The sequence below is a fragment of the Cryobacterium sp. Hz7 genome (assembly GCF_004402815.1).
GTDB lineage: Bacteria > Actinomycetota > Actinomycetes > Actinomycetales > Microbacteriaceae > Cryobacterium > Cryobacterium sandaracinum.
Genome location: NZ_SOFB01000040.1, coordinates 20,784 through 46,674, shown reverse-complemented (window position 1 = coordinate 46,674; position 25,891 = coordinate 20,784). Strand labels below are relative to the sequence as shown.

The window sequence follows — 25,891 nt, the reverse complement described above, 5'->3', positions numbered from 1 at the left end:
CTTCGGAAAAGACTTGATCGGTCTTTCCAAGAATCACGCGGTGGCCGCCTTACATCGGTGCAACACGCCCATCAGGGCCGGGGGTTACACCACGCTATTGGACGCAACCCAAGCTTATTGGCCCGGCGATAAACACTTTTGCAGGCCCAAGGATGGGGCTGATCAAACAGAGAATTACACACGGTAACACCCAGCAGATGACGGTCGTCGATACCCACATGAATTCAGCCTGATCAGCAGCCTCAGGTGTAATGATCGGACCAATCATCAGAAGTTGTGAGATCAAGAATATGCTCCCCGCAAGGCCTGCTGCGAGGCCTAAGACCAGCGGAAAACGGATCGTGCTGCCAGTCGTTGAAGACGGGGGGCTGGAGTACGTGGCCCCGGATGTATGGCTCGGGAAATACATCCAATCCCGGGCTTCGCGTCGACGCGACATGGGTGCCAGGAGTGAAGCGAGGAAGGCCACGACAGTCATCAACGCCGCCAGGCCAACTATGGGCCATTCGTCATAGCCATACGTGATCCAAAGGTAGGCCCCCGACCACCCGAAGCCCGTCAACGCCAGGTCCACGCTTTCCCCCATCCAGGTTGCCCCTAGGAAGAGGGCGATGTTGAGCATCACGGCTGGGAGCCAGAAGCGCCATGGACGCGTCACGAGAACTGCTAGGGGTAGGCAAAACGCTCCAAAAGCAGCGCAGATAAACACGGTTCCAAGCCCGCCGAGTATGGGGGCGATCAACGTCACGGGGTTCAAGGGAGCGGAGACGTCCTGACCGATGCCTCCCAACGATACGAGTTGTCCAAGTGCCAAGCCCACCGACACACCCATGGCCGTAACGAACACTCCGCGCATCGCCAGCGAACCGGGCCCATCGGTTCCATGAGCCAAGGAAGAAGCGAATTGGGACCTCCAGATGTCCAGACCGATGGTCAGCCCTAAGAGTGACCCCGTTACAGCCGCTGATGTCCAGATCCCACCAAGCACAATGTCTGTTCCGGACAGCAATGGTGTCGCAGTGTTGACCACAAGAGGACCCACAACTCCCGCGAGGAGTCCCGCAGAGAGGGCGTGGAGAAAGCTGCTACCGGCCGCCAGATGCGGTGACTCGAGGACATCGAGGCGTTCAGTCCGCGTCGGGTGGAGCATGAGCAAGCGCCGGAGCCAATTCCCAGGGCTGCGGGTGTCCAGCAGTCCCAAACCGGCCTTCACCGCCTCAAACGATGGCAGCTCTGCAGCAGCTCGAAGGTCCGCGTCGTACTCTCGTGCCCTGAGCAGGGCGGCAGCGACGAACTCCACAACGACGGCAAGCAAGGCCGCGCGCCAGAGATAGTAGGGAAGCATGGAGGGGCCCTCCCACACAGCCCCCACTATTGGGAACAAGAGGACCAGCAGTGCCACGTACCAAGCGCTACGTGCCGCCCAAGCCATTTCTACGTCCCGGTGCCGGATGTGCGCGAACTCGTGGAGCACTACTCCGTCCGCCGGCCCTGGCCGCACCAACATGCCCACAATCTTGGGGGGAAGTGCCACAGCCGGCGAACCAGGCCTCCCGAACGAAAAGGCATCGCCCATCCTGGCAGGTCCGATGTACAGCCTCGGCGTCCGAAGTAAATTGGCCTGCGAAGCCAACAGGGCAAAACGTTCCACCACTGCCTGATGCTTTGGCATCGGAAGTTTTAGCGAACGACGCCGCCTGATCACAGACGGCACGGAGTACAACACCGCAATAGAGAGTCCGGCTACCAGAGCGGCACCCGCAAGTGACCACGAACCACGCCTGAACTCAATGGGTGCTTTGCAGCCCCGTTGCTGATCAACTTCCAACGCGAAGCAGTTATTGAGCGCCTGAATCCACTCTTTCCCCAAGATTATGTTGTGCATCCATGAACCCACAAATAGGCCAACGGCTAAGAGGGCGGCGATGAAGAGGAGATACAGCCTCGTTGTCGGTGCCGGAAACGCAAGTACATTGACACGGCGGTCCAACAGGGCTGAGGCTGACGGCTTTTCTTTCACACTTTAACCTCCTCAATCGGGTCTGCACGATAGCGAAGAACTAGCTGCTCAGCACGCCAACGATTGCGTTTCCCAACAGGACAGCTTTGTCCTCGTCGAGCCCTAATCTCGCGGCCTGTTCTCGGGCAGCAGCAAATATTCGCGCCCGTTGTTCATCAGTCAGCTCTACCTGACCAGGCGGAGGAGTTTGGTCGGTACGCACCCGCAACACCCGCTTCATGGCCGCTGAGAGTCCGGGCTTAGCCGCATCTTTTGCGATGTCGCGCAGCAGGTCGATGACGAAACCAATGACAAACTCCGCCACCGCCAAGGCGAAGGGAGTCAACAACGCCAGTTCAAGGCCGAATCCGACTGTTTCGTCTCTCTTGTTGACCATCAAAGTCGATTGTGGATCCGCGTAGTATTCCTCAGCGACTTCGTCGAACGTCAACAACTCATCCGGTGCAGCGCTGTCTACGGCCAACCGTGCGAGTCGGGTAGCAAACTCGCGCCTTTCGTTCGCCGTCAGGTCCGTTCCAGGCTCTCCCATGGGTTCTCCGTTGATGAGATTCAGCCAGACTGTTAGGGGTCTGTGGTTGAGGAACTATCCCGCTACCAGGGATGGACCACAAGTGTCTGCGGTTTTTCACCGGCACCACGTTGCCCTCAGGGCCGCCCGAAACCACCAACCCTTGAGCCTGTGAAATTCGCGGTCGCGGCAACGGATCGGAGGCATCACGGGCTGTCACTTGGCCTGCTTCATGGCGTCTTCTTAACTCTTTTTCTTAATGAAGGCGGCGATCTTGCGCAGGTTGAGTTCGTGAGCAGGATACGCACGAGGGTGTCCTCCCTCTCGAGCCCGCCGCGTCGTACTGGTGTAGTGGGCCTCGACAAGAAGTGGGGAATCCGTGCGATACATGATCCTGATTTATTCCAACGCCATCGCCGAGACGGCGTGGGCTGACGGCGAGAACGCCGCTCTCGACGGGGCACACAGCGCAGTGATCGCCGAGCTGCACTCGACTGCGCTCGTGCGCTACTTCGCCCGCCGCGGATCGCGTCAGGATGCCGAGGACCTGGCCGCTGAGGTCTTCGCGACGGCTTGGCGACGCCGCAATGACCTGCCACGGGAGGCGGTGCTGCCTTGGCTGTATCGCACGGCGGGATTCACGCTCGCGAATTCGCGCAGGAAGCACATCGATCTTCCCGTCGACGAGGTGCCCGAGTCGGGCGTAGTGCGAGTCGACGGCGATCCGGAGTTGAACCTCCTGTTCGATGCGGAACTCCGCGGCGCGCTTGCAAGCGTGGGGGAGCGCGACCGGCAGATCCTTCTCCTCCACGCGTGGGAGGGTCTCGACGGAGGCGAGCTCGCCGAGGTGCTCGGTATCTCCCGATCCGGGGCGGACGCCGCGCTGTCGCGCGCCCGCAAGCGATTGCGAGAAGCCTGGGGCGAGCGGATGTCGTTCTAGGGCTTCTGCAAGATTCGGCGCGCCCCGCACATATCCCAGGTGAACCGAAATTCCGGAGGGTGATCGACATGAACGACGACGACAAACAACGAGACCCGGTTGCCCGGCTGCGTGCCGCCGACCCAGCGGGGGATATCGAAGCGCGTGCCGGGTTCGCCGACGAGGTTGTCGCTCGGATGACCGGCCCTGAGGCTGAACCGACGGCCGGATCGGCACCCGTGGCCGACCTGGCCCAGGCGCGAGCAAGCCGACGGCCCCGAAAGCGGCGCGCAAGGCGGAATGGAGCCATTCGTCGGCTCTGGCGCCGCAATCGAACAGAAGATGTCTCCCTTGACCTACCCCTATGGATCCGGCCGGAACGCCTTCAGCGCGTCCAGTCTTGGCACACAGGCGGGCACAGCTCAGGCCCACGCCTACGACCCCCGTTCGGCATCCAGCTCAGACAAGATCACCGCGTTCACCGCGGCGCTCGGCATCGGGTTACCAGTCGAACTGCGCGATGGCAGCTGGGTCGCCGGCCCGCAGGACGGCAGCGCCCCGAGCCTGTCAGTGAGTCTCGACGACATGCTGTCCTTCTACTTCCAGAACCCGGAGGTGAACCCGTGGCAGTGCGAGGGTGATCAGGTCTGCGAGCGGACCGGCGAGCCGCCCAGCGAAGACGCTGCGATCGGAGCACTTCGCGCGCTCCTCGTCGCCGCAGGCCGGGACCCTGCCGCGTTCGAATTTACCTCTCAGGTGTGGGAAGGCTCTCCCACGCGAGCCGCCGAGGCAAAACCGGTCATCGACGGGCAGCAGCTCGACCAAGGTTGGTCATTTGAGATGGCAGAAGATGGTGTCGTCTCCGCCAACGGTGCCCTCGCCGACGTCGTTGCTCTAGGGATGTACCCGGTGGTAAGTGAGCAAGAGGGCTTCGAACGACTCTCAGACCCGCGGTTCAGCGGAGCACCGACGGTTCTGCCGATGGCCCTCCGCGATCAGGCGTCGACGACCGAGGAGTGGGTGGAGGAATCGATGCTCGACTTCCGGGCCTTGTAGACCTTCGTTCACTGCCGGTTCGTGGGCGGGGAAGGCTTCATCGAGAAGCCCGACGTGCCCGGCCGGGTCCGCCGATCAGGACAACCCGACGATCTCGCCGTTGTCGTCGATGTCGATGCGTTCGGCTGCCGGTGCGGACGAGAGACCAGGCATGGTGCGCATGTCGCCGCAGATGGGATAGATGAACCCGGCCCCGATCGACGCACGCACCTCACGCACCGGCAGTCGCCACCCGGTGGGTGCTCCCTTGATTTTGGGGTCGGCCGACAGGGACAGGTGTGTCTTGGCGATGCACACCGGCAGGCTGCCGAAGCCTGCCCGCTCGTACTTGTCGAGTTGCCGAGCTGCCAGAGGCGAGAGGTCCAAGCCGTCGGCGCCGTACATCTCGCGCGCGATCACATCGATCTTGTCGACCAAGGGAAGTTCGTCGGGATAGAGCCGGTGGAAGCTCGACGGTTCAGCGCAGGCCTCCGCAACCGCCTCGGCCAGCTCGACCGCACCCCTGCCGCCTTCGGTGAAGTGGTAGCTGATCGCCGCGCGCACACCTTCCTCTGCCGCGACGTCCATGATCGCTTGATGCTCACTGTTGTAGTCGGTGGGAAATGCGTTCACCGCAATGACCGGCGTCACTCCGTGCCGTCGGATGTTGGCGATCTGCCGGCGCAGGTTCGCTGCCCCGGCGATGACGTCGTCGGGATTCTCGGCGAGCATCTCCGGTGGCAGCGGTCGGCCGGCGACGACCCGGTACTTGTTTGAGTGAGTTTTCAGGTCACGCACGGTCGCGACGATGACGGCGGCATCCGGCGCCAGCCCGGATGCACGGCACTTGATATTGAAGAACTTTTCCGCGCCGATGTCTGCACCGAACCCCGCCTCGGTGATGAGGTAGTCGCCGGCATGGATGCCGATCAGATCGGCGACGACCGAGGAGTTACCGGTGGCGATGTTCCCGAACGGACCGCTGTGGACGAGCACTGGCGTCTGCTCCACGGTCTGCATCAGGTTCGGCTTGATGGCGTCCTTGAGTATCGCGGTCATGGCGCCGGCCGCCTTGAGCATCTCGGCGGTCACCGGTTCGCCGCAGCGGTTGTAGCCGACGACGATTCTTCCCATCCGTTCACGGAGATCCCGCAACGACGTGCACAGCGACAACAACGCCATCACCTCGCTGGCTGCGGAGATGTCGAAACCGGATTGCAACGGATTGCCGTCGTCAGGACCGCCGAGCCCGGTGATGATGGTGCGCAGCTCGCGATCGTTGACGTCGAGGACACGTCGCCAGGTGATTTCATGGGGGTCGAACCCGAGACGGTTTCCCTTGTGGATGTGGTTGCCGATCATCGCCGACAATAGATTGTGGGCCGCGGTAACGGCGTGCGTGTCGCCGGTCAGGTGCAGGTTCAGTGCCTCCATCGGGACCACCTGAGCGTAGCCGCCACCAGCGGCTCCGCCCTTGATGCCGAACGTCGGCCCCATCGACGGCTGCCGTACCGCGACGATTCCGAGCTTGTCGATGTGCCGGAAGCCCTGACCGAGCCCGACCGCGGTGGTCGTCTTGCCCGACCCGAGTGGAGTCGGCGTGATTGCGGTGACGACGACATACTTGGCCCGTGGACGCTCACGGAGCTCCTCGATCGCATCGAGGGAGATCTTCGACGCTGCACTTCCGTGCGGTTCCAGCAGGTGTGGACTGATGCCCATGTTGGCTGCAACCTCTTCAAGCGGGCGACGGGCCGCAGCGCGCGAGATAGCGAGATCCGACGGCATGGCCGTGGTGATTGATCGAGATGGCTTGAACATGGTGCCTCCTCAGCGCCTCAGCGCCTCTGGGGCCTGGTGACCCAAGCGTACTGTCAGGCCACGGGCTCGTGCCGGCGTGGCGTGGAGCAGTTCGAATGGGGCGTGCGGTACTGCCCCGGGCCCAGTTGACTCGTTGGAGCTCGTCAGAGTCAATCAAGTCGTCATCAGTCCCCATTAAACGAAACGTGATGAGACGACTTTCCGAGGCGCTCGGGGCAGGGGTACCGAGCTCGGCGACTAGGTCCGGCTCAGCGCTTCCTCATCGGCCGCATCATTCTTCTGCACGGCGAATTGGGTCCGGTGCAATTCCTCGTACCGCCCACCCACAGCCAGCAGTTCCTCATGCGTACCGCGCTCCACGATCGAGCCGTCCTCAACCACGAGGATCAGGTCTGCGCTGCGGATGGTGGAGAGGCGGTGTGCGATCACCATCGCCGTCCGTCCCTCGAGCGCCTCGCTGAGCGCCGCCTGCACGGCGGCCTCAGACGTCGAGTCCAGCGCCGCCGTCGCCTCGTCGAGGATGACGACGCGCGGCTGGGCGAGCAGGAGCCTCGCGATGGTCATCCGCTGGCGCTCGCCCCCGGACAGTCGGTAGCCGCGCTCTCCCACCATGGTGTCCAGCTGGTCCGGCAGGGACCGGATGAGCGGCTCGAGCCGCGCACGGCGGACGGCGTCCCACACCTCGTCGTCGGACGCCTCCGGTCTCGCGAGGCGCAGATTGGAGAGGATGGTCTCGTGGAACAGGTGGCCGTCCTGCGTCACCATGCCCAGGGTGTGCCGCATGGAGACGAAAGTGACATCGCGGACATCCGTCCCCGCGAGGCGCACGGCGCCGCTGTCGACGTCATACAGGCGCGAGAGGAGCTGCGCAATTGTGGACTTGCCGGCACCGGACGTACCAACGAGGGCAACGGTCTGCCCCGGCTCGATCCTGAAGGACACGCCGTGCAGCACCTCCTCGCCGCCTCGGGTGTCCAGTGTGGCAACCTCCTCGAGAGAGGCGAGGGAGACTTTGTCCGCGGACGGGTAGGCGAAGCGGACGTTGTCGAACTCGACGGCCACTGGGCCTTCGGGGACGGCGACGGCGTCGGGCTTCTCCTTGATGAGCGGGTCGAGGTCCAGCACCTCGAAGACGCGCTCGAAGCTGACCACCGCGCTCATGATCTCCACCCGTGCGTTTGCGAGGCTGGTGAGCGGCGCGTAGAGGCGGGTGAGGAGGAGCGCCAGGGTGACCACGTCACCGGTATTCAGCTGGCCGGCGAGTGCGAGGAAGCCGCCGAGCCCATAGACGAGCGCGAGGGCGAGAGCGGAGACGAGCATCAGGGCGGTGAAGAAGACGAACTGCAGCATCGCGGTCCGGACCCCGATGTCGCGGACGCGGGCGGCGCGGACGCGGAACTCCTCGGCCTCCTCGTCGGGCCGACCGAACAGCTTGACGAGGGTGGCGCCGGGCGCCGAGAAGCGCTCGGTCATCTGCGTGCTCATGGCGGAATTGTGATCGGCGGCCTCGCGGCGCAGCGCGGCGAGGCGGCTGCCCATGCGGCGGGCGGGTACCAGGAAGATGGGGAGCATGATCACGGCGAGAACCGTCACGAGCCAAGACGTGCTGAGCATGACGATCAGGGTGAGGATCAGCGCCACGAGGTTCGTAACCACGCCGGACAGCGTGCCGCTGAAGGCCTGCTGGGCGCCGATCACATCGTTGTTGAGGCGGCTCACGAGGGCGCCCGTCCGCGTGCGGGTGAAGAACGCGATCGGCATCTTCTGCACGTGGTTGAAGACGGAGGTGCGGAGGTCCAAAATCACGCCTTCGCCGATCCGCGCCGAGTACCAGCGCGTCACGAGTGACACGGCGGCGTCGGCCACGGCCACGAGGGCGATGACGACGGCGAGCCAAACGATCGTGGTGACCTCGCCCTGGGCGACGATGACGTCGACCACCTGGCCGGCGAGTACCGGCGTCGCGACCGCGAGGAAAGCTCCCACGATAGAGAGGGCGATGAAGATCAGCAGCTTGGACCGGTAGGGCACCGCGAACGTCATGATCCGCCGCACGGACTCACGGGAGAAGCCGCGCTTGCCGTCCCTGGCGGTCGAGATCTTGTGCAGCGAGCTCCAGGCCGCGCCTTCCATGCTCATTGAGGTTCCTTCCGTGGGTACCAAACTCAGTTTAGATGGCGAGTTGCCCGAGTTTTGCGACGCGGCGGCCGAGGTGACGCGCGGTGCGCCGGCCAGGTCCGCGGTCATTCCACGACGGTGCGCTGGCTCCGGGTTAGAAGCACCCTCAGGCACGGGTTGCATCGAGTGCACGCTAAAATATGATGCACAAGTCATATTGGAAATAAGGAGGAGGCGATTGTGGCAGCTTCGTCTACTCTCGTCCGCGCCGCTCGCCGGAGCAAAGGCCTCACTCAGGTGAGACTCGCAGAGATAACCGGCATTGACCAAGCCAGCGTCTCCCATCATGAGCGTGGACGGGATGCTGCCTACAGTACGGTCGATCGGCTTCTCGCCGGCGCCGGACACCGCCTGTATGCCGCTCCCACGCGTCGTGATGACGCTGCCAGCTCCGCAGAGGCGATCAGAGAGCATCTTCGAGCGAAGGATACAGACCGCGCGCTCCGGGCTTTGCTTCAGTTGAACGATAATCTCATCGCCGAACACGGACTCGTTCGAGGAATCCTTGGGCTGACGGAGCCGGAACCCACCGGCGATCATATGTGGGATGCCGCCATCGCGGCCCTCGTGGCATGGCGGCTCAATCAAGAGAACATCCCGCTGCCTGGATGGGTCAACAACCCCGATCGCGCACTGACCGAACCTGTCGTGTTCCGGGTCGACCCGGCCGACCCCGCGCCCGAACGTGATGACGTGCCGAACGAGTTCGCCGAACGCGGCGTTCTTGCATGGGCAGATACCTTCGCGAGCGTCTGATGTCCGGCACCGCGCTGGACCGCAACGCGATCATCATCGGCCTCCGTGATCTCGTCGCCGAGCTTCGTAATTCGGGTGACGTGGCCGGCATCCGGCTCGTGGGCGGTGCGGCACTCGCCCTGTGCTACTTCGATCGGGGGACCACGCAGGACCTGGATGTCCTTCACGTCCGCCCCGGCTCGGACGATTCCGTCGCTGCCGCCGCCGAACGAGTCGCACTGAAGCATGGGTGGGACGCGAAGTGGCTGAACTTCGAGGTCACGAAGGCCGACGTCGTCCCGACCCTCGGCCGCGTCGTCGAGTGGGAGACAATTGACGATGAGGACGGCATCGTTTGACTAAAGCTCTCGTTGACGTCGGCTTCGAGTCCGCCGGTGAAAGCCCAGACGGCCATCAGCACCGGTGGACCCGCGGCGATGCCACCATCGACGTCCTCATCGCAGAGCACGTCGGTGAGAAGGCCGCAGCACGACGAGGAGTCACAGGAGGCACCCCCCTGGAAGCCCGAGGATCCAACCAAGCAATCGACCGGGCTGAGCTGGTCACCGTCAACCATGATGAACGCCAGGCCCAGATCTGGCGGCCGAACCTTTTTGGGCTGACGCTGGGGCGTCGACCTGAGGATGCCTGATCGCACGCCATCAGAGCCTGCTGGGGCGGTTCTCAAGATGGTGTTAGCGTCGAAGTCGCTGATACCGTCAGGAGTTCCAATGACCGACGCCCTACCCGTCACTTTCACTGCAGGCGATGCTGGCCAGTGGCGTATTGATCGCATCATCGCGGTGACCGGTGACGGGCTCCCCGCCGCCGCGCGTCTGCTGATTCGTGAAGGAGCGGCAGAGGATGAATCATGGTTGTCGGGGTCATCGGCCACGGACGCCCCGGGGTGGACCCTGCGCGGCACCGTTAGTCATCAGCGTTACACGACCGCTGCCGAACTGGCCGAGCTGACGGCGCGGTCACCGGCTCTGGGCCGACCCGGCGCGACCGTCGCCTCCTTTATCCCCATCACCAAGTCAAAGGAGTGGTGGGAACTGGCCCAAGACGAACGCCGGCAGATTTTCGAGGAAACCAGTCACCACATCCGACGTTCCATGAACTCGCTGCCAGCTGTGGCCCGGCGGCTCCATCACAGCCGTGATGGGGGTGGGCCGTTCGATTTTTTGACCTGGTTTGAGTACGCGCCCGAAAGTGTCGCGGATTTCGACGAGCTGCTCGATGAGTTGCGGAGCACCGAGGAATGGATCTTCGTCGAACGCGAGGTCGAGGTGCGCTTGTCGCTCGGTTCGCAGTGACGAGCGCCCCGACGCCGGTCAGTTAACCGCAGATGATGAGCAACGGGCGAGAATGTCCCTCCGGTTCTGGCCTTGGCGTGGTGTCCGGTGGCTGGGGCGTTGGTGGGTCGCTAGTTGTTCCGGGACGGTCCCCGTTCTGGAGCCGGCGGGGCTGCGGGCGGTGAGGCCACCCACCCGGACACGAAGTCATCGTCGTAGAGGGATTCCCAGCCGGGGTTCTTCGCTATGGGTATGTATGTCGCGGCGTGGGCGTTGAGCCAGTCGCCACCCCGCCCTCGGTTGTCGGCGATCTCGAGGGCCTACTCAAGCGCTCGGGAAGAGGGACGAATCTCAGCGTCGATATCGTCGGTGAGACCACGATCAGGGATGTATCGAAGGACAATGCGGCGCCTCCAATGAAGTAGACACCGGTGCTCAAACCGTCGCCCTGCAGACGTTGGACAAGGTCCCGGAGGCCGTCGATCAGGTCGGCTCGGCCAAGACGGTTAGCACTCTGCGGCATTTTTAGACACTCGCCAGGACGGACTTGTCTAGTACTATGTTGCGACGGGAGAACCCTGCCGGCACGTTCTCATCCCGAATCGTCCTCGTGTAAGTGCTGCCTGAAACATTCGTTGTTCCGGGGTGGGCGAGCAGCTCTTCGCTTTCCGAGCCGTCTGCGCTCACCATGAACGGCCGTAGCCGCGTGATGGCTGGGATGCCCGTTCCCCCACCTGCTTCGAACACCCGCAGGGGTGAACGTTGGCCTTTCCAGCAATCAAGCACCTCCATCGAAACGGGGGTGCGATACTACTGTTGCCGTATGTTCACGATCGAGCCGCTGCCCAGCCACCCCGCTCCGGATAACCCGTCGGGGAAGCTGATTCTCTTGCGCCATGGGGAGACGGAGTGGTCGAAGGATGGCAAACACACTGGGCTCACGGATATTCCGCTCACTGCCCGGGGAGAGGGACTTGCCCGCGGCGCGGGCAGGTTAGTGGCCGGTTACGATTTCTCCCTCGTGCTGACCTCGCCGCTGCAGCGTGCGCGACGCACCGCTGAGCTCGCTGGCCTTCATGCTGAGGTCGATCCGTTTCTCGTTGAGTGGGACTACGGCGGGTACGAGGGGCGTACGACGCGGGACATCCGCAGTGAACTCGGCTACAACTGGAGCGCATTCACCCACGGTGTGATTCGTGGTGACACGCCTGGTGAGACGGTGGAGGAGGTCGCCGCCCGCGCGTCGCGGGTGCTCACGCGGGTGCTGCCTGCCATGGAGGAGGGAGATGTCGCCCTGATCGCGCACGGACATTTCCTGCGCATTCTCACCGCCGTGTACCTGAGGATGGCCCCTCGATTCGGTGCTCAAATCAGCCTGGATGCTGGATCAGTCTCCGTGCTGAGCTATTACCGAGAGCAGCCGGCCATCTTGTCGTGGAACTACGGAGCCGAACTGCCTTTGGTGCCCTCAGAGTCCTAAGTCGCGACCCAAAGTGCTGAAGGACTTGGGATCGCGGTGCCGACCGGGACGGTTCAAATGGTCATCATTTACTCATCACATTCATCTCGATTCGACCCAATTTGACAAAGTACAATTGGAGGCAGTGAACTGCCCGGTTCCCTGTAAGAACAAGGGAATCCGCGAGTATTGCGGGATATTCGGCGAAGACAGAGTTAAGGCCTGAGCCTTCAAGGGGTCGCGGGTTTGAATCCTGTCAGTCCCACCAAAGGGCCATTTGCGAAACTCATTACGAAACGGTCCGGTCGAAACAAAAGGAAATCGCTCCTGAGGCTTCTCAGGAGCCATTTCTGGTTTATGGGGTTCTCGCGTCCGTTTCCGGCCGCGATTCTTGAGTTGTGTGCGAGATCTGCGGCGACGGCCAGTCCGGGAAACCGGTGCTTCCCAGGGGTTTCGGAGTCGACGCGGACGGCGATATTGATTTCCCAGCCCCAGCGGAAGTTTGCGTTCCGGGCCTTCTTGATGGGTGTGGTTTTATCGACCTGCCCTTTGGGCGTCGACACCGCTGAGCAGCGAATGAATTTGCCCCTCGCGCTGGGTCCGATCCGAGTCAGTGTCCGCCGGACTATTGCTCGAGCGTCGTTAGTCCATGAGGTCGGGCGCGCGCCAGACTCCAGTGCGGCGGCATCCGTTGCCCTCGATTTGCACGGGTGGGATAGTAACTTCATGGTGTGGATGCGAGGGCTAGCCGGCGCGATGGCGACCGCCCTCGACGGCACGGGCGCCGGAGCGCCCTACGACTTCACGTGGGCGTTTGTTCTTCAACCTCGAACCGACGGGGCGACGCGGCTTGTCGTTCGCGAGCGGTACGCGTACCTCACCGACTGGGCCAAGGTACTCGTGGAGCCGATCGAGATGGTGAGCTTCCTCATGACCGAGCGGATGCTCCGGGGCATCCGGGACCGTGCGGAGCATTCTCCCTCGCGCACCTCCTTGCGGTCGCCGAACCATCGTTGAGCGATTCTTATTGAGATCCCTGTTCCTGGCGATACTCGGAAGGGGACGGGACGACCCCCTTGCTGATGAAGCCGGGAGAGAGTTAGAGGTCACTCGCTCCCGCTTCTGGCATCCGACCGCGTCGACGCGGTGGAGAACGGGTGGCCGCCTCGATGGGCAGTAACCCCGATCCGCTCGCCGAGAGTGGGGTGACCGAAGAGGCTCGCACCCAGGCCGCCCCGTCCAGATTCCGCCGTCGCGATGAGGACTCGCACATGTCGAGGGGTGCTCGGCCGGTACCGGCGACGCTACTGTTTGTCGCTAGCCTGGGTCCGCGGTTCTGATCCGGTTCCTACGCCGTTCCTGAATGCCCACGCAGAACCCTGTCGGCATCCGCGATGGTGGCGCTGCATCGTCGTTAGGAAGTCACCGTGTTTTGCTGGAGAAATCGTTCGGGTCGAGGCCGGCGATTCGACGCGCATGCTCGTGGAGTGCTTCTTCGCTCACGGTGTGTCCAGCATCTGCGAATCGTTCACGCAGCGCGTCGAGGACTTGGGGCTCACTGTGGCCGGCGAGGTCAGCTTCCTCCTGTGCGAGAATCCCCGCCACCTTGTCCTCGTCCGATTTAGAATGCTGGTCTTGGATCGGTTCACTCTGTGTGCCGTCACCATTCATGCTGCTCCTCCGATCTCAAGGGTTCTGTTAGCAAGCCTAACGTTCAGAGTGAGACGCGGACAGGCTTTAGTGTGAAGCGGTCGACGTGGACCCGGATGTGCTGCGGGCGGCCGAGTTCTTCGCCGGCCCGAGCGTCGCCTTCGAACGCGTCGACGAAGCTGTGGCGGACCACCGCGCTGCGGAAGGGACGAAGTGGATGACCGGCCTCGGTCCCGACCTGGACAGGGTTTTATCTGCCGGGCTCCTGGATGCCATCAGCGGATTCCTCAACGATTTCGGGGCGGCCGCGCCCCTGCCTGCGCTGATCTGGACGCTGGGGTTCGAATACGACGCGGTCTCGGTCAGGCCGAGCCGCTCCACGGCGCGGGCACGATGACCCACAGCACGACGGCTGGCTCGCCGCCCTCGACCTGCCAGGTGTGCGGCTCTCGACCGGGGAAAGTCAGTGCGTCGCCGGCGTGGACGGCCACGGTGCGACCGGCGAATCGCACGGTGAGTGATCCCGAGACGACGTGGAGCGCCTCGACGTCGCAGTTGATCGTGTACAGATCGGTCCCGCCGTGCGCGTCCGGCTCGAGTTCTGATCGCAGCAGCTGAACCCGCTCCTCGCCGCGCGGCGACATCAGTCGCTCGTCGGCGTGCACTCCGCCCAAGTTGATCCGCGGAGCGTCGGCGTACGCGACATGGTGAACGTCGGGCTCGGCGAAGAGCGCTCCGACGGGCAACGAGAGCACCTGACACAACTGGACAAGCGTTGCCACGCTCGGTGACGTCTCGTCGCGCTCGACCCGGCTGAGGAAGCCCTTGCTGAGGCCCGTCGTCTGAGCGACCTGGGCGAGTGACATGCCCTGAGCGGTGCGCGCGGAGCGCAGCTTGGCGCCGATGGGTGTCGCGGTGCCTTCGGCGGTGGGGTGGATGGCGCGCACAGTTCCTCCTCGAAGCTGCTCACACATTCGTCCTTGACGATCTGCACGGGACAGCGTACGGTAGCGCTGTAGTTGTCTATAGCGTACCGAAAGTTGTCAAATATGCAACCGTTCAGCAAAGATGCGACGGATGAGCCCCGCGGGCCGGTGGACGCGAGTGTCGTGCCCCGGTTTGCCGGAATCGCGACCTTTGCGCGACTCCCGCGGCTCGACGAGGTCGAGCGGGCAGACATCGCGATCGTCGGGATTCCCTTCGACAGCGGAGTGAGCTACCGACCCGGTGCTCGGTTCGGCCCCGCTCATGTGCGCGAGGCCTCGCGCCTACTGCGACCGTACAACCCTGCGCAGGACGTCTTCCCGTTCGACGCCCAGCAGGTCGCCGACGCCGGCGACATCGCCGCGAACCCGTTCGACATCGCTGCTGCCGTGGCCGAGATCGAGGCGGGCGCGCGCCAGCTCAGCGAGCACGCCGACCGACTAGTCGCCATCGGCGGAGACCACACGATCGCTCTGCCGCTGCTTCGCGTCGCGCACGCGCAGCACGGGCCCGTCGCGGTATTGCACTTCGATGCCCACCTCGACACGTGGGACACGTACTTCGGGGCGCCGATGACTCACGGGACCCCCTTCCGGCGGGCGTCCGAAGAAGGCCTCATCGACCTGACCGCGAGCATGCACGTTGGAATTCGCGGCCCCCTGTACTCGAAGGACGACCTCGAAGACGACGCCCGGCTCGGCTTTGCGATCGTCACGAGCGAATTCGTCGAAGAGCACGGGGTCGCGGCCGCCGTCGAACGCATCCGCGCCAGAGTCGGAGACGCGCCGCTCTACATCTCGATCGACATCGACGTACTCGACCCCGCCCACGCGCCGGGAACAGGAACTCCGGAGGCGGGCGGGCTCACGAGTCGAGAACTACTACGGATGCTGCGTGCCCTGGCCGACCTGCGCATCATCGGCGCCGACGTGGTCGAAGTCGCCCCCGCGTACGACCATGCCCAGCTGACCGCTGTCGCGGCCAGCCACATCGTCTACGAGCTGCTGAGCGCGATGGCGCCTGGGGTGACCCACCCCGACCGACAAAGCCCCGACCTGACGTAGAAGTCCCGAACCCGACCGACAAGCCCGACGCAGGAGACACCCATGACACTGCCCACCCCAACGGACGAAGAAGTCCGTGCCGCGGCATCCGCCATCGTCGAGGCGTTCGCCGCCACCGACGGCCCGCGCTACTTCTCACTCTTCGCACCTGACGCAACCTTCGTCTTCCACACCGAACCTGCGCGAATCGAGGACCGGGCTGCCTACGAAGCCATGTGGGAGGAATGGGTGGGCGGCGGCTGGAGCGTGCAATCTTGCGCATCGAGCGCGGCCGCGGTGCAGGCGTTTCCCGGCGGAGCCGTCTTCACCCACTCCGTCAGCACGAGCGTGAGCACCGCGGACGGACCCATGTCTTACCGGGAGCGCGAAACGATCGTCTTTCGGTCTGATTCTGCCGGTCTCATCGCCATCCACGAACACCTGTCACCCCAGCCCTGACCAGTCCCTATTCATCGAGGAGCCCAAAGATGTCGCTCTACACCCGTCTCGACCGCCGACTGGACACCAACTCAGATGACGCGGGCCCGGTTCGCGGAACCTACTCGCTCGGCCGCGTACTCATGATCTGGCTGGCCGCGAACCTTGTGGTCACCACCCTTCTGACCGGCACGCTCTTCGTGCCGGATGTGCCGTTCGGCCTCGTCATCGCTCTGATCGTGGGCGGAACGATCGTCGGAGCAGCAGTGCTCGTGACGGTCGGTGCGATCGGAACGCGCACCGGCCTGCCGACGATGGCAATCACGCGCGGACCGTTCGGGACGCGCGGGAGCCTGCTGCCGGTGGCCGCCAACGTGGTCATCCTCATGGGCTGGAGCTGGGTGCAGGCGATGCTCGCCGGGATCGCCCTCAACTACATCGTCGCGTCGATGACCGGGTTCTCGAACCCCGTCATCTTCGCGGTGCTCTGCCAGACGATCGTCGTGATCCTTGCGATCTTCGGCCACGCCGGAGTCGCTCGGGTGGAACCGTGGTTCGCCGCGGTCATCCTCGCGATCGCCGCCTACATCTTCGTCGTAGCGTTCTCTACGTTCCCGCCGGCAGAGTTCGCGGCCATCCCGGCGACGCTCGAGCCGTTCTACTCCCCGGGACTGGCGTTCGATGTCGTGGTCGCGACCGCCATATCGTGGACGGTGCTCTCGGCCGACTTCAACCGCTTCGCATCGACGACCCGCGCGGGCGTGGTCGGCTCGGGAATCGGTTACACCCTGTCGACGGTGATCTCGATGACGCTCGGCGCTAGCGCGATCGGCTACGTCGTCCTGCGGGGCGGCGACGCGATGGCGTTCGACCCTGTGACGATCATCGAACCCTTCGGCGCCCTGTTCGCGGTCGCGATCTTCCTATCCGTGATGGCGACGAACACGATGGTCGTCTACGGCATGGTCACAAGCGTGGTCAACGCGCTCCCCGGCCGCCGGGTGAAGTTCCTGCCCACCGCGATCGTCCTCGGGCTCATCTCGATCATCGGTTCGACCTTCTTCGGTCTGCTGGCCCAGTTCACGACCTTCCTGGTCACGATCGGTGCCCTGTTCGCACCGATCTTCGCGATCATGATCGTCGACTACTACATCGTCGCACGCGGCAGCTACAGCGCCGACATCCTGAAGGCTCAAGGCGGTCGCTACTGGTACACCGGCGGCATCAATTGGCTCGCTGTCGCGTCGTGGGTGGTCGGTGCGGTGTCCGCCTACGTGTGGGCGTACGTGTGGCCGCTTCCGTTCGGTGCGACCGTTCCCGCATTCCTCCTGACCTTCGCCGTGTACTTGGCCTTCTCGCTCGCGCGCCGCAGCAGGACGCCTTTCGAGCCCAGCCAGCATCTCGCCGATGCCGACACCTCTCGCTGACGGCCCTGGAGCGCCGCCGCGCGCGGCACTCCGGGACCTCAGTCACCCGATCACCGACGGGATGCCGGTGTATCCCGGCGACCCGGCGGTCCACGTCGAAGCCGCGCTGGTCCTCGACCGCGACGGTGTGGCCGTGACAGGGCTGCGAATGGGGTCTCATACCGGGACGCACATAGATGCGCCGTCCCATACCGTCCCCGGTGGCCGGACAATGGCCGATGTGGCCCTCGACGAGCTCCTCGGCGATGCGCTGGTGGTGCGGGTGCGAGCGCTCGCCGAGGGCGAGGTATACGGGTGGGACCGGCTGAATGCGGAGCATCCGCTACCGGATCGATTGCCCCCGATCGTCGTGATCGACACGGGCTGGGCGCGGTGGTTCGGCGACGCCCGCGCAGTGCGGCATCCGGCCCTCGATGCCGGTGCTGCGAGCGAGCTCGTCGCTCGCGGGATGCGGATCCTCGCGGTCGACACGCTGAGTCCCGACCCGACCGGTACGTCCTCGGCCACCTTTCCCGTGCACGAGGTCGTGCTGGGCCGCGGCGGGCTGATCGTCGAGAACCTCTGCGGACTGGATGACCTGCCCTCACAGGTGCGGATCGGCTTCTTCCCCCTGCGACTTGGCGGCGACGGGGCGCCGGTACGCGCGGTCGCCTTCGTCTGAGGCCGAGCAGCGAATCAATTCGCGCCTCGCGCTGGGTCAGATCGGGAGTCAGTGGTCAGGCGCTGGCCTTCCTGGAGGAAAAGAATGAGGGCTGCGGAAGAAATGGAGTTCAACCCTCACCGCCGATCCGCGTCCTGCTGGCTCTCGTAAACAGCCCACCAAATGGGCCGTTTACGAAACTGTTTACGGAACTGCCCGAGAGGTCGAAACAGAAATCGCTCCTGAGGATCCTCAGGAGCGATTTCTTGTTTCTGCCGTTCTCGGGTGTGTTGAGGGGCGCGATTCTGTGGCTGCGGATGCCATCTGGCTCGGTTTCCGTGTTTTCGTGTGCGTCGGATTGTCTTGAATGCGGGGCAGTCCCGAACCTTGAGCAGGCGATGACGCGCAGGTGGCGCAGCCAGGAGTGGTCAGCGGGGAGGAGGTGACGGGTAGCATCAATGGATGTCCTACTCCGTTGAGCTTTCAGACGATGCCACTCTTCGACTGCTCACCGCGCGAGACATCGGACCAGTTCTCGATGCCTATAAACGAAACCGCGAACATCTTGCTCCATGGGATCCGGCCCGTGCGGAGTCCTTCTTCACCACCGCCGAACAGACTCGGATCCTGGCGTGCCAGATTGAACAGCTGGAAGCCGGAGCCGGCTATCCGCTTGTCATCGTGAACGGTGCCACTGTCATCGGCCGAGTCACTCTCTCCGGAATTGTTCGTGGGCCCGTCCAGAGTGTGAGCATTGGGTACTGGGTCGACAATGAACACACCGGGCAGGGCCTCGCCTCCGCGGCCCTGCGAAGCGTTGTAAAGCACTGCCTTGAGGATCTCGGTTTGCACCGCATCGAAGCAGGCACGCTGCTGCACAACCTCGGATCCCAGAAGGTACTGCGCAAGGCTGGATTCGCGCCCATCGGTATTGCCGAGAAGTATCTCAAAATTGCCGGGACATGGCAGGACCACTTGCTCTTCCAACGCATCCTGAGTCAGTAAGGCACCCAGTGCCTCTGGAAGCACCAGTGACCAACCTTTGACGGACCAACCTCATTGCTCATGAAGCCTGATCCAACAGGCATGCTCTAAACCGATTCACTTGCTCAGGAGGTGCGCTCAGTCACCTGCGACGCAGGGCAAACTGGTCTAGATCCATCGTGTGGTGGCTTTTGTGAGTTCTTTGATCGGTACTCACTGACCATCCCACGGTGGCTCTTCACGTTGACAAAGCAACACTCAGAAGCCGGAAACCACACCTTTCACGGGGGCGTAACCCAAGCCTGACCGCCCGCAGAAAGAACTCCAATCACTTGCTCTCGATAGCGGCGAGGTCGAAGGTGTCCAGCTCGGTTGGCGGTCCGAGTTGCCGTAGAACGCGTCCTGCTGACTTCTCTCGCATGATTGTCCTGCTCAAATGCTAGGGCCAGCGCGTGATGCGTCTTTCTTTGATTTCTTTGATCGCAAGACTCAAACCAGGGCATGGCTTTCGCTCAAGCCGCACACCCTCGTTCCGGAACCGGGGGCGAGACCCGGTATGCTTCGATAAGCATCATCCAATTGGTAGGCTAAAACGCATTCCAAGTGGAGTGCGTCCACCCCATGCCCCCGGCCAAGTCTCGCCGGTCGCATCGTGGGAGCCGCCGCGGCAAACGTGACGACGTGCGTCAAGCGTATTTTGACGCGACCCACTGCCCGTAGTGGCCCGCCTCCTGTTCGGGATCCTCAGCTGGGCGAGCATGACCTGCCATTAGTGCCTGTTTTGCGCGCCGAAAAGCCGTGTGAACCTGCGACAAGTAGGAGGAACATGCCATGAAGATCCCCGCCATGAAACGAAGAGATTTTCTCAAGGTTGGCGGTGGTGTGGTCGCTGGCGCGGCCGTTGGCATCACCGGCACGAACGTTGGCAACAATCTAGGAGCCGGTGGGGAACTCGCGGCTGTGGCCTCAAGCCGGGGACTGACCGGTGCCGAGGCCCGTGCGGCTCTGACGTCGGTGGTGCCACCCGGCAAGTATGATCCGTTCTTCATGTTCGCGTCCGGCGGGCACTCCGGTCAGATCTCGATCATCGGCATCCCTTCGATGCGGCTGCTAAAGATCATTCCCGTGTTCTCTCGCGATTCATTCTCTGGATATGGCTTTGGTACGGACGTTGACGGCGTCATCCCGCGGGGGTCCGATCCGACCAAGAGCAATCTGCTGAGCTGGGGCGACACCCACCATCCCGCCCTCTCGGAAACCGAAGGCCGGTATGACGGCCGCTGGCTGTACGTCAACGACCGTGCCAACGGGCGGATCGGTATGGTTGACCTCGCCGACTACAAGACGAAGCAGATCTACGACATCCCCAACATCGGCAGCGCTCACGGCGGAGTGTTCGTCACGCCCGATTCCGAGTACGCCCATGTGTCGTCCATCACTCCCCGGCCGATTACCGATAACGGATATGCGCCGCTCGAAAGCTACGCGGACCTTTATCGAGGCTTCTCGAGCTGGTGTGCGATCGACCAGACGACGGGCCACCTGGTGCCCGAAAAAAGCTTTCAGATCGAGCTCCCACCCTATAATCAGGATCTCGCGGACATGGGCAAGCTGGCCAGCGCGGGCTACGGGTTCCTGAATTCGTTCAACGCCGAGCTCTCGGTCGGCATGTCTCACAAGAACCCGCCGATTGAAATCGGGGCGGCCAAGAACAAATACGACTACCTCCACGTCATTGACTGGAAGAAAGCCGAAAAGGTCGTCGCGGCAGGCAAGATCATTATGCGGAACGGCATCCGCGTGATCCCATTGCAAGTGGCCATCAGTGAGGGCATCCTGCACTTCATTCCTGAGCCGAAGAATCCGCATGGAGTTGAGGTCTCTCCCGACGGAAACTACATCGTGATCGCGGGCAAGCTCGACCCGGCCGTGACGGTGTACTCGATCACGATGATCAAGAAGGCCATCGAGGACAAGAACTTCGAGGGCACGGACCGTTACGGCGTTCCGATCATCCCAATCACGGCCGTCACTGCGGCGCATGTCGAACTCGGTGCCGGGCCGCTCCATACGCAGTACGACGGCAAAGGCAACGCGTACACGAGCCTCTTCATTGACAGTGCGATCATCAAGTGGACCCTGGGTCCCGATGCCGGTGTGACTGAAAAACCGTTTACCGTTCTTGAGAAGATCCCCGTGCACTACAACATTGGCCACCTCGCGATCCCCGGCGGAGACACTGTAGCGCCGGTCGGGACGTACATGGTCGCCCTCAACAAGTGGTCGCTCGATCAGGTGCAGAAACTTGGTCCGCAGCATCCGGTGAACTTGGAGCTTTTCGACATTGATCACACGCCGCCACGCGTGCTGAGCAGTTTGCCCCTCGGCGGATCCGAGCCGCACTATGCGCAGATTATCAGCGTCGACCGGCTCAGCCCGCTCACGGTCTACCCTCCGGGTACCAGCCCGGAGACCATGGCTAAATCGGAGTTCGCGACCGCCTCCGGGCAGGAGCGAATCGTGCGCGCGGACGGCTTCGTCGATGTCTACGCGACTGTCATGCGCAGCCACTTCACTCCGGAGCAGATCCCGGTCACTGTCGGTGAGAAGCTGCGCATCCACCTGACCAACATCGAGACAGCGGAAAACGCCACACACACATTCGCAGTGCCCAATCACAACCTTCAGGCCACGCTCGACCCGGGGGAGACCGTGAGCGTGGAGTTCACCGCCGACCGGGTGGGATCGTTCGCCTTCTACTGCGCTCAGTTCTGCTCTGCCATGCACATGGAAATGTACGGGTGGCTGCTTGTAGCACCGGCGGGTGCCTGATGAGGCCGGCATCCTCGCGACGCGCGGGCCTTGCATCGTTGTTCTTGACCGTGGTCCTGCTGGCGACGGCATGCAGCACCGGCGGGGCTCAGCCTGACCGGTCGGCGACGTCCTCGTCCAGCTCGTCCACCGCGGTGCTTGCCGTGGTCGGCAAGGAGTTCTCCTTTACGCCGGCCGCCCTCACTGCGGTCGCGGGCGAAACGACGATCCGCTTCACGAACAAGGGAACGACAGGGCATGACCTCTTGATCGATGAGTTGCATGTGCATCTCATGGCTGATGCCGGTGAAACCGTCGAGGCAGACGTCACCCTCGCACCGGGCACATACGCGGTGTACTGCTCGATACCCGGGCATCGGTCAGGCGGAATGGAAGGAACGCTGACGGTCTCATGACGGCAGGAACCGAAGGGTTCGCCCGCTTTTTCCGGCGAGGTTCGGTGACGCGAATCGGAATCGCGCGGATCGTTGCCGGTGCCGCCGGGATCGCTTTGGTACTCGTCGCTGCCACATTGCCGATCTGGCAAATGAGGTTCCTCGCCCCCCAATACCCAGCCGGCCTCGACATCAAAGCGTACGGCAACAGCGTCAGTGGCGACCTGAGTGAGATCACGGTGCTCTCGCATTACATCGGGATGCCGCGCTTCGACGCTACGGGGATGCCCGAGATGACGCTGTGGCCGTTTGTGATCCTGCTCGCTGTGCTGGGAGTAATCATTGCGACAGCGGCGGACAGAGCCTGGTGGCGACGTCTCGCCTGCACCGGATTGTGGCTTATACCTGTCGGGGCGCTGGCCGATGTGCAGTTCCACCTCTGGCAGATGGGACACAACCTGGATGGTTCCGCACCGATGACCATCGACTCTTTCACCCCACTGGTCGTGGGCCCGACCGTGGTTATGAACTTCACAATGTGGGGCATTCCCGGATCGGCTCTCGCGCTGATCGCGGCCGCCGCCGCACTGGTGACGTTCGCCCCGGCAATCCCACGACGCATCCCACGGCGTGTCTCCGAGCGCTGAACGCAGCGCTCACCCGTTCCACTCACGAACACCAAGCAGTTTGGCAGGACATTCGAATGTCTAATAAAGCAGACGAGCCAGTCGAGGCAGGCGACAACCGGGTGAGAAAGACCGGTGCCGGCGTGGCAGGTAAGGGGCACACTCTCAGCCGTCGCAACCTCCTCGCCACCCTCGGGATCGCGGCAGCCGGCGGAAGTGCCATAGCCCTCGGGTTCCTCAACGACGACGCGGAGGCGACAACCGGGCAGGGAGGAACGAATGGAAAGAAGGGGAAAGGACCGGAGCACGCGTGGTGCATGGTCATCGACCTCCGAAGCTGCGACGGCTGCAAAGCGTGCACAATCGCCTGTCAACAGCGGCACAAGCTACCGGAGGAGCAGACCTGGATAAAGGTGTATTCGATGGAGGACAGCACAGGGGGCACCTATCCGATGCCACGGCCGTGCATGATGTGTGAGAACCCGCCGTGCCTGTCGGTCTGCCCGGTGAGCGCCACCTTCCGCACTGACGAAGGGCTCGTCCTCGTCGACCCGAACACCTGCGTCGGCTCCCGGGCCTGCATGGCGGCCTGCCCCTACGAGGCGCGCTACTTCAACTGGAACGAACCAAAACCAGTCACCATGATGCCGTTCCCTCCGACGCCGCAAATGCCGGTGCCCCAACAGAAGGGAACAGTCGGCAAGTGCGTTCTATGCGCAGACCGACTGCCGTACGGTGAACTACCCGCGTGCGTGACCGGCTGCCCAATGGGTGTCATGTATGTCGGCGACCTGATCACCGACGTCGCCGTGAATGGCCTCGGTGACGTCAAGGTACTCTCCGAATTTCTCAAAGAGAACGACGCCGTGCGATTCAAGGAGGAACTCGGGACCAACCCGCGGGTTTACTACATTCGCGGCCACGGACAGGACCTCTCGTGAGCAACCCGGTCCGGGCCGCAGCGCTTCGCCCATTCGGGACCCCCAGCCGCCGCTACTGGTACGCGATCACCGCCCTCGGCATTGTGGTCCTGGCCGGTGTCGTCGCCTGGATCGTACAGCTTGTGTTTGGGATGGGCGTCGCCGGTTACAACGATCAGGCGTTCTGGGGCATCTACATCGCCGACGTGATCACATTCATTGGGGTCAGTTACGGCGGAGCGGTGGTTTCCGCGATCCTGCGCCTCACCGGCGCCGACTGGCGTGCACCGCTCACCCGGCTTGCCGAGGGCACCGCAGTAGTAACTGTGCTCGTGGGCACGGCACTCATCATCCCGCACCTGGGACGCCCGGAGCGAGTCTGGGAGCTGTTGACCCAACCAAACTTCGCGGCCCCAGTGTTCTGGGACTTTATCGCCGTGATGACCTATACCGCCGCATCCCTGGTGTTCTTCCTGTTGCCACTCGTGCCGGACATGGCCATCCTGCATGGTGAGGGCCCGCACCGGCTCGGCCGGTTCAGAGCCGGCTTGTACAGAGTCCTATCTCGCGGCTGGGTGGGTAACCCTGTACAACGGAGGGTGCTGAACCGGTCACTTGGACTGGTGTCGATCATGATCATTCCCTTGGCGGTGTCGGTGCATTCCGTGCTGTCATGGGCCTTCACCCTAACCAACCGCCCCTGGTGGAATGAAAGCATCTGGGCGCCGTACTTCGTCGTCGCAGCACTCTACTCGGGCGTAGCGCTGGTCATTCTTGTCGTCGCGTCATTCCGTCGTGGCTACCACCTGGAGGCGTTTATCACCCCAAGACACTTCGTCCGTCTCGGGATGCTGCTGGTCACTTTCTCCGCGACCTACCTCTATATGACCTTTGCGGATCTCCTGCCTGGCGCGTACATCGGTGAACCAGACACCCTTGCAGTGTTTCACGAGCTCCTGCTCGGCCGCCTGGCCGTCTGGTTTTGGCTATTCGTTATCGTCGGGGGCGTACTGCCGATCGTGATCATGGCGTTGCCCTGGACCAGGAATGTGTGGGGCATCGTCACAGCGGCGGCCCTCGTCGTTCCGGCAATGTGGCTGAAACGGATGCTCATGGTCGTTGCTCCGGCCACATTCGACAACATGACCGGAACCTTCGGCGACTTTCGAATCACATGGGTCGGAGTGGCCATGACCCTCGCCGCAGCGGCCGCCGTTCCGCTGCTGCTCATGCTGCTCTTCCGGGTGGTGCCCCTGTTGTCCATCGACGAGATCGAGGAGATCGACGCCGCGAATGGGACTATCCGGAAAGCAGAATCCGGGCAAAAGGTCGATGGTAACGGGCGGATGGCCCGATCCGTGGGTATCGTCGTCCTGCTCGTGGGGCTGATGGGTGGGGCGGCAGTCGGGGCTGCGGCTCCCGCTCAGGCGGACACGACGTCAGACACGGCATCCATAGCCCTGACCGGGGTGGAAGCGACCGGCCTAGTGCGGCTCACCGCGACCCTCACCGATCCGGACGGTCGACCCATGTCCCAGGGGGATGTCGAATTCCTCACGACGACGAGCGCACTGGGGGAACGGCTCCTTCCCCTGGGCACAATCGCCACCGATACCACGGGCGTCGCCGTCCTGACCCTGGGCGGAGACTCTGACCACCTCTACCGGCCGTCAGAGGCCGGGCCGCAGGAATTCTTCGCCCACTACACACCGTCTATGGGCGAGCAACCGATCACAGACTCGGTAACCGTGAATGTCACGGTGGGCCAGTCGGCATACCATCCGGCCGAACCCAAACCCTTTGTCACGATGGGAAAGGTCACGGTCATAGCGATCTTCACCATCGTCGCCGCCATCTGGTTGACGTTGACCGTGCAGGTTGTAAAGGTCCGACGGGTCTGTACCGACGCCCAGCTCAACCAGGACACGCAGGGCAGCGAGGGCGGGAAGGTCACCTCCGGCTGACCCCGGACCAGCTACGAAAAAAGGAACGTCCGCGACAAT

General features: G+C 63.3%; 25 protein-coding genes. 19 read left to right on the top strand and 6 right to left on the bottom strand.

The genetic code is table 11. The annotated features are described in order from the left end of the window. Positions 1–94: 94 nt before the first annotated feature. A complete protein-coding gene (locus tag E3N86_RS08995; protein ID WP_134511796.1) occupies positions 95–2,020 on the bottom strand; it encodes a M48 family metalloprotease in 1,926 nt (641 codons plus the stop codon). A gap of 40 nt (positions 2,021–2,060) precedes the next feature. Further along, positions 2,061–2,549 carry a hypothetical protein gene (locus E3N86_RS08990; protein ID WP_134420689.1) on the bottom strand — a complete coding sequence of 163 codons (489 nt, stop codon included), beginning with the start codon at positions 2,547–2,549 and terminating at the stop codon, positions 2,061–2,063. A gap of 367 nt (positions 2,550–2,916) precedes the next feature. Here E3N86_RS08990 and E3N86_RS08985 point away from each other — a divergent pair, with 367 nt between their 5' ends. Beyond that, positions 2,917–3,468 (top strand): RNA polymerase sigma factor, encoded by a 552-nt coding sequence (locus E3N86_RS08985; protein WP_134420687.1) that lies wholly within the window; start codon positions 2,917–2,919, stop codon positions 3,466–3,468. Positions 3,469–3,798: 330 nt separating this feature from the next. Further along, positions 3,799–4,503, top strand: a complete 705-nt coding sequence (locus E3N86_RS08980) for a hypothetical protein (protein ID WP_134511795.1) — start codon at positions 3,799–3,801, stop codon at positions 4,501–4,503. A gap of 75 nt (positions 4,504–4,578) precedes the next feature. Here E3N86_RS08980 and E3N86_RS08975 read toward each other — a convergent pair whose 3' ends face one another. Both E3N86_RS08975 and E3N86_RS08970 read right to left on the bottom strand, forming a co-directional pair. Beyond that, positions 4,579–6,303, bottom strand: a complete 1,725-nt coding sequence (locus tag E3N86_RS08975; protein ID WP_198412899.1) for a formate--tetrahydrofolate ligase — start codon at positions 6,301–6,303, stop codon at positions 4,579–4,581. Between the two features lie 237 nt (positions 6,304–6,540). After that, positions 6,541–8,442 (bottom strand): ABC transporter ATP-binding protein, encoded by a 1,902-nt coding sequence (locus E3N86_RS08970; RefSeq protein ID WP_104100417.1) that lies wholly within the window; start codon positions 8,440–8,442, stop codon positions 6,541–6,543. A gap of 219 nt (positions 8,443–8,661) precedes the next feature. Here E3N86_RS08970 and E3N86_RS08965 point away from each other — a divergent pair, with 219 nt between their 5' ends. From E3N86_RS08965 to E3N86_RS08940, 6 genes are all read left to right on the top strand, one after another. Continuing rightward, a complete protein-coding gene (locus E3N86_RS08965; RefSeq protein WP_255453059.1) occupies positions 8,662–9,237 on the top strand; it encodes a helix-turn-helix domain-containing protein in 576 nt (191 codons plus the stop codon). After that, positions 9,210–9,575, top strand: a complete 366-nt coding sequence (locus E3N86_RS08960) for a hypothetical protein (protein WP_134511793.1) — start codon at positions 9,210–9,212, stop codon at positions 9,573–9,575. The genes E3N86_RS08965 and E3N86_RS08960 overlap by 28 nt, the downstream gene beginning before the upstream one ends. After that, positions 9,572–9,868, top strand: a complete 297-nt coding sequence (locus tag E3N86_RS08955; protein ID WP_134341896.1) for a hypothetical protein — start codon at positions 9,572–9,574, stop codon at positions 9,866–9,868. The genes E3N86_RS08960 and E3N86_RS08955 overlap by 4 nt, the downstream gene beginning before the upstream one ends. A 79-nt stretch (positions 9,869–9,947) precedes the next feature. After that, a complete protein-coding gene (locus E3N86_RS08950; protein ID WP_104100427.1) occupies positions 9,948–10,532 on the top strand; it encodes a chlorite dismutase family protein in 585 nt (194 codons plus the stop codon). A gap of 802 nt (positions 10,533–11,334) precedes the next feature. Continuing rightward, positions 11,335–11,991 carry a histidine phosphatase family protein gene (locus E3N86_RS08945; protein WP_134416711.1) on the top strand — a complete coding sequence of 219 codons (657 nt, stop codon included), beginning with the start codon at positions 11,335–11,337 and terminating at the stop codon, positions 11,989–11,991. A 705-nt stretch (positions 11,992–12,696) separates the two neighbouring features. After that, complete coding sequence (locus tag E3N86_RS08940) at positions 12,697–12,987, top strand: hypothetical protein (RefSeq protein ID WP_134511792.1); 291 nt, start codon at positions 12,697–12,699, stop codon at positions 12,985–12,987. 405 nt (positions 12,988–13,392) lie between these two features. On the opposite strand, the gene E3N86_RS08935 is transcribed toward E3N86_RS08940, so the two are convergent. After that, positions 13,393–13,641 carry a hypothetical protein gene (locus E3N86_RS08935; RefSeq protein ID WP_134341898.1) on the bottom strand — a complete coding sequence of 83 codons (249 nt, stop codon included), beginning with the start codon at positions 13,639–13,641 and terminating at the stop codon, positions 13,393–13,395. 85 nt (positions 13,642–13,726) lie between these two features. On the opposite strand from E3N86_RS08935, the gene E3N86_RS08930 reads away from it, so the two are divergent. After that, the gene (locus tag E3N86_RS08930; RefSeq protein ID WP_134511791.1) at positions 13,727–14,017 is read left to right on the top strand and encodes a hypothetical protein; all 291 of its coding nucleotides are present in this window, start codon (positions 13,727–13,729) and stop codon (positions 14,015–14,017) included. Here the strand turns inward: E3N86_RS08930 and E3N86_RS08925 are convergent. Then, positions 13,983–14,567, bottom strand: a complete 585-nt coding sequence (locus E3N86_RS08925; RefSeq protein WP_104100433.1) for an XRE family transcriptional regulator — start codon at positions 14,565–14,567, stop codon at positions 13,983–13,985. The genes E3N86_RS08930 and E3N86_RS08925 overlap by 35 nt on opposite strands. Before the next feature lie 102 nt (positions 14,568–14,669). Here E3N86_RS08925 and speB point away from each other — a divergent pair, with 102 nt between their 5' ends. The 10 genes from speB to nrfD all read left to right on the top strand — a co-directional run bounded on the left by speB (position 14,670) and on the right by nrfD (position 25,852). After that, positions 14,670–15,668, top strand: a complete 999-nt coding sequence (gene speB, locus E3N86_RS08920; protein ID WP_134420681.1) for an agmatinase — start codon at positions 14,670–14,672, stop codon at positions 15,666–15,668. Positions 15,669–15,710: 42 nt separating this feature from the next. After that, positions 15,711–16,106 (top strand): nuclear transport factor 2 family protein, encoded by a 396-nt coding sequence (locus E3N86_RS08915; protein ID WP_104100435.1) that lies wholly within the window; start codon positions 15,711–15,713, stop codon positions 16,104–16,106. 29 nt (positions 16,107–16,135) lie between these two features. Beyond that, complete coding sequence (locus E3N86_RS08910; RefSeq protein WP_104100436.1) at positions 16,136–17,512, top strand: cytosine permease; 1,377 nt, start codon at positions 16,136–16,138, stop codon at positions 17,510–17,512. Next, positions 17,493–18,173 carry a cyclase family protein gene (locus tag E3N86_RS08905; RefSeq protein WP_134511790.1) on the top strand — a complete coding sequence of 227 codons (681 nt, stop codon included), beginning with the start codon at positions 17,493–17,495 and terminating at the stop codon, positions 18,171–18,173. The genes E3N86_RS08910 and E3N86_RS08905 overlap by 20 nt, the downstream gene beginning before the upstream one ends. A gap of 441 nt (positions 18,174–18,614) precedes the next feature. Beyond that, on the top strand, positions 18,615–19,157 hold the full coding sequence (locus E3N86_RS08900) for a GNAT family N-acetyltransferase (RefSeq protein ID WP_134511789.1): 543 nt from the start codon (positions 18,615–18,617) through the stop codon (positions 19,155–19,157). An 810-nt stretch (positions 19,158–19,967) separates the two neighbouring features. Beyond that, positions 19,968–21,968 carry a Sec-dependent nitrous-oxide reductase gene (gene nosZ, locus E3N86_RS08895; RefSeq protein WP_134511788.1) on the top strand — a complete coding sequence of 667 codons (2,001 nt, stop codon included), beginning with the start codon at positions 19,968–19,970 and terminating at the stop codon, positions 21,966–21,968. Between the two features lie 50 nt (positions 21,969–22,018). Next, positions 22,019–22,363 (top strand): cupredoxin domain-containing protein, encoded by a 345-nt coding sequence (locus E3N86_RS08890; protein ID WP_233191351.1) that lies wholly within the window; start codon positions 22,019–22,021, stop codon positions 22,361–22,363. Positions 22,364–22,407: 44 nt separating this feature from the next. Next, positions 22,408–22,989 carry a hypothetical protein gene (locus E3N86_RS08885; protein WP_134373375.1) on the top strand — a complete coding sequence of 194 codons (582 nt, stop codon included), beginning with the start codon at positions 22,408–22,410 and terminating at the stop codon, positions 22,987–22,989. Positions 22,990–23,090: 101 nt separating this feature from the next. Then, a complete protein-coding gene (locus E3N86_RS08880; protein WP_166785063.1) occupies positions 23,091–23,909 on the top strand; it encodes a 4Fe-4S dicluster domain-containing protein in 819 nt (272 codons plus the stop codon). After that, on the top strand, positions 23,906–25,852 hold the full coding sequence (nrfD, locus tag E3N86_RS08875; protein ID WP_134511787.1) for an NrfD/PsrC family molybdoenzyme membrane anchor subunit: 1,947 nt from the start codon (positions 23,906–23,908) through the stop codon (positions 25,850–25,852). Before E3N86_RS08880 ends, nrfD begins: the two co-directional genes overlap by 4 nt. Positions 25,853–25,891: the final 39 nt, after the last annotated feature.

Coding starts and splice junctions, on each gene's coding strand:
- E3N86_RS08900 (WP_134511789.1), top strand. CDS start 18,615: ATGTCCTACTCCGTTGAGCTTTCAGACGATGCCACTCTTCGACTGCTC.
- E3N86_RS08970 (WP_104100417.1), bottom strand. CDS start 8,442: ATGAGCATGGAAGGCGCGGCCTGGAGCTCGCTGCACAAGATCTCGACC.
- E3N86_RS08935 (WP_134341898.1), bottom strand. CDS start 13,641: ATGAATGGTGACGGCACACAGAGTGAACCGATCCAAGACCAGCATTCT.
- E3N86_RS08975 (WP_198412899.1), bottom strand. CDS start 6,303: ATGTTCAAGCCATCTCGATCAATCACCACGGCCATGCCGTCGGATCTC.
- E3N86_RS08940 (WP_134511792.1), top strand. CDS start 12,697: ATGGTGTGGATGCGAGGGCTAGCCGGCGCGATGGCGACCGCCCTCGAC.
- E3N86_RS08950 (WP_104100427.1), top strand. CDS start 9,948: ATGACCGACGCCCTACCCGTCACTTTCACTGCAGGCGATGCTGGCCAG.
- speB (WP_134420681.1), top strand. CDS start 14,670: ATGCAACCGTTCAGCAAAGATGCGACGGATGAGCCCCGCGGGCCGGTG.
- E3N86_RS08960 (WP_134511793.1), top strand. CDS start 9,210: ATGGGCAGATACCTTCGCGAGCGTCTGATGTCCGGCACCGCGCTGGAC.
- E3N86_RS08915 (WP_104100435.1), top strand. CDS start 15,711: ATGACACTGCCCACCCCAACGGACGAAGAAGTCCGTGCCGCGGCATCC.
- E3N86_RS08905 (WP_134511790.1), top strand. CDS start 17,493: ATGCCGACACCTCTCGCTGACGGCCCTGGAGCGCCGCCGCGCGCGGCA.
- E3N86_RS08985 (WP_134420687.1), top strand. CDS start 2,917: ATGATCCTGATTTATTCCAACGCCATCGCCGAGACGGCGTGGGCTGAC.
- E3N86_RS08945 (WP_134416711.1), top strand. CDS start 11,335: ATGTTCACGATCGAGCCGCTGCCCAGCCACCCCGCTCCGGATAACCCG.
- E3N86_RS08910 (WP_104100436.1), top strand. CDS start 16,136: ATGTCGCTCTACACCCGTCTCGACCGCCGACTGGACACCAACTCAGAT.
- E3N86_RS08990 (WP_134420689.1), bottom strand. CDS start 2,549: ATGGGAGAGCCTGGAACGGACCTGACGGCGAACGAAAGGCGCGAGTTT.
- nosZ (WP_134511788.1), top strand. CDS start 19,968: ATGAAGATCCCCGCCATGAAACGAAGAGATTTTCTCAAGGTTGGCGGT.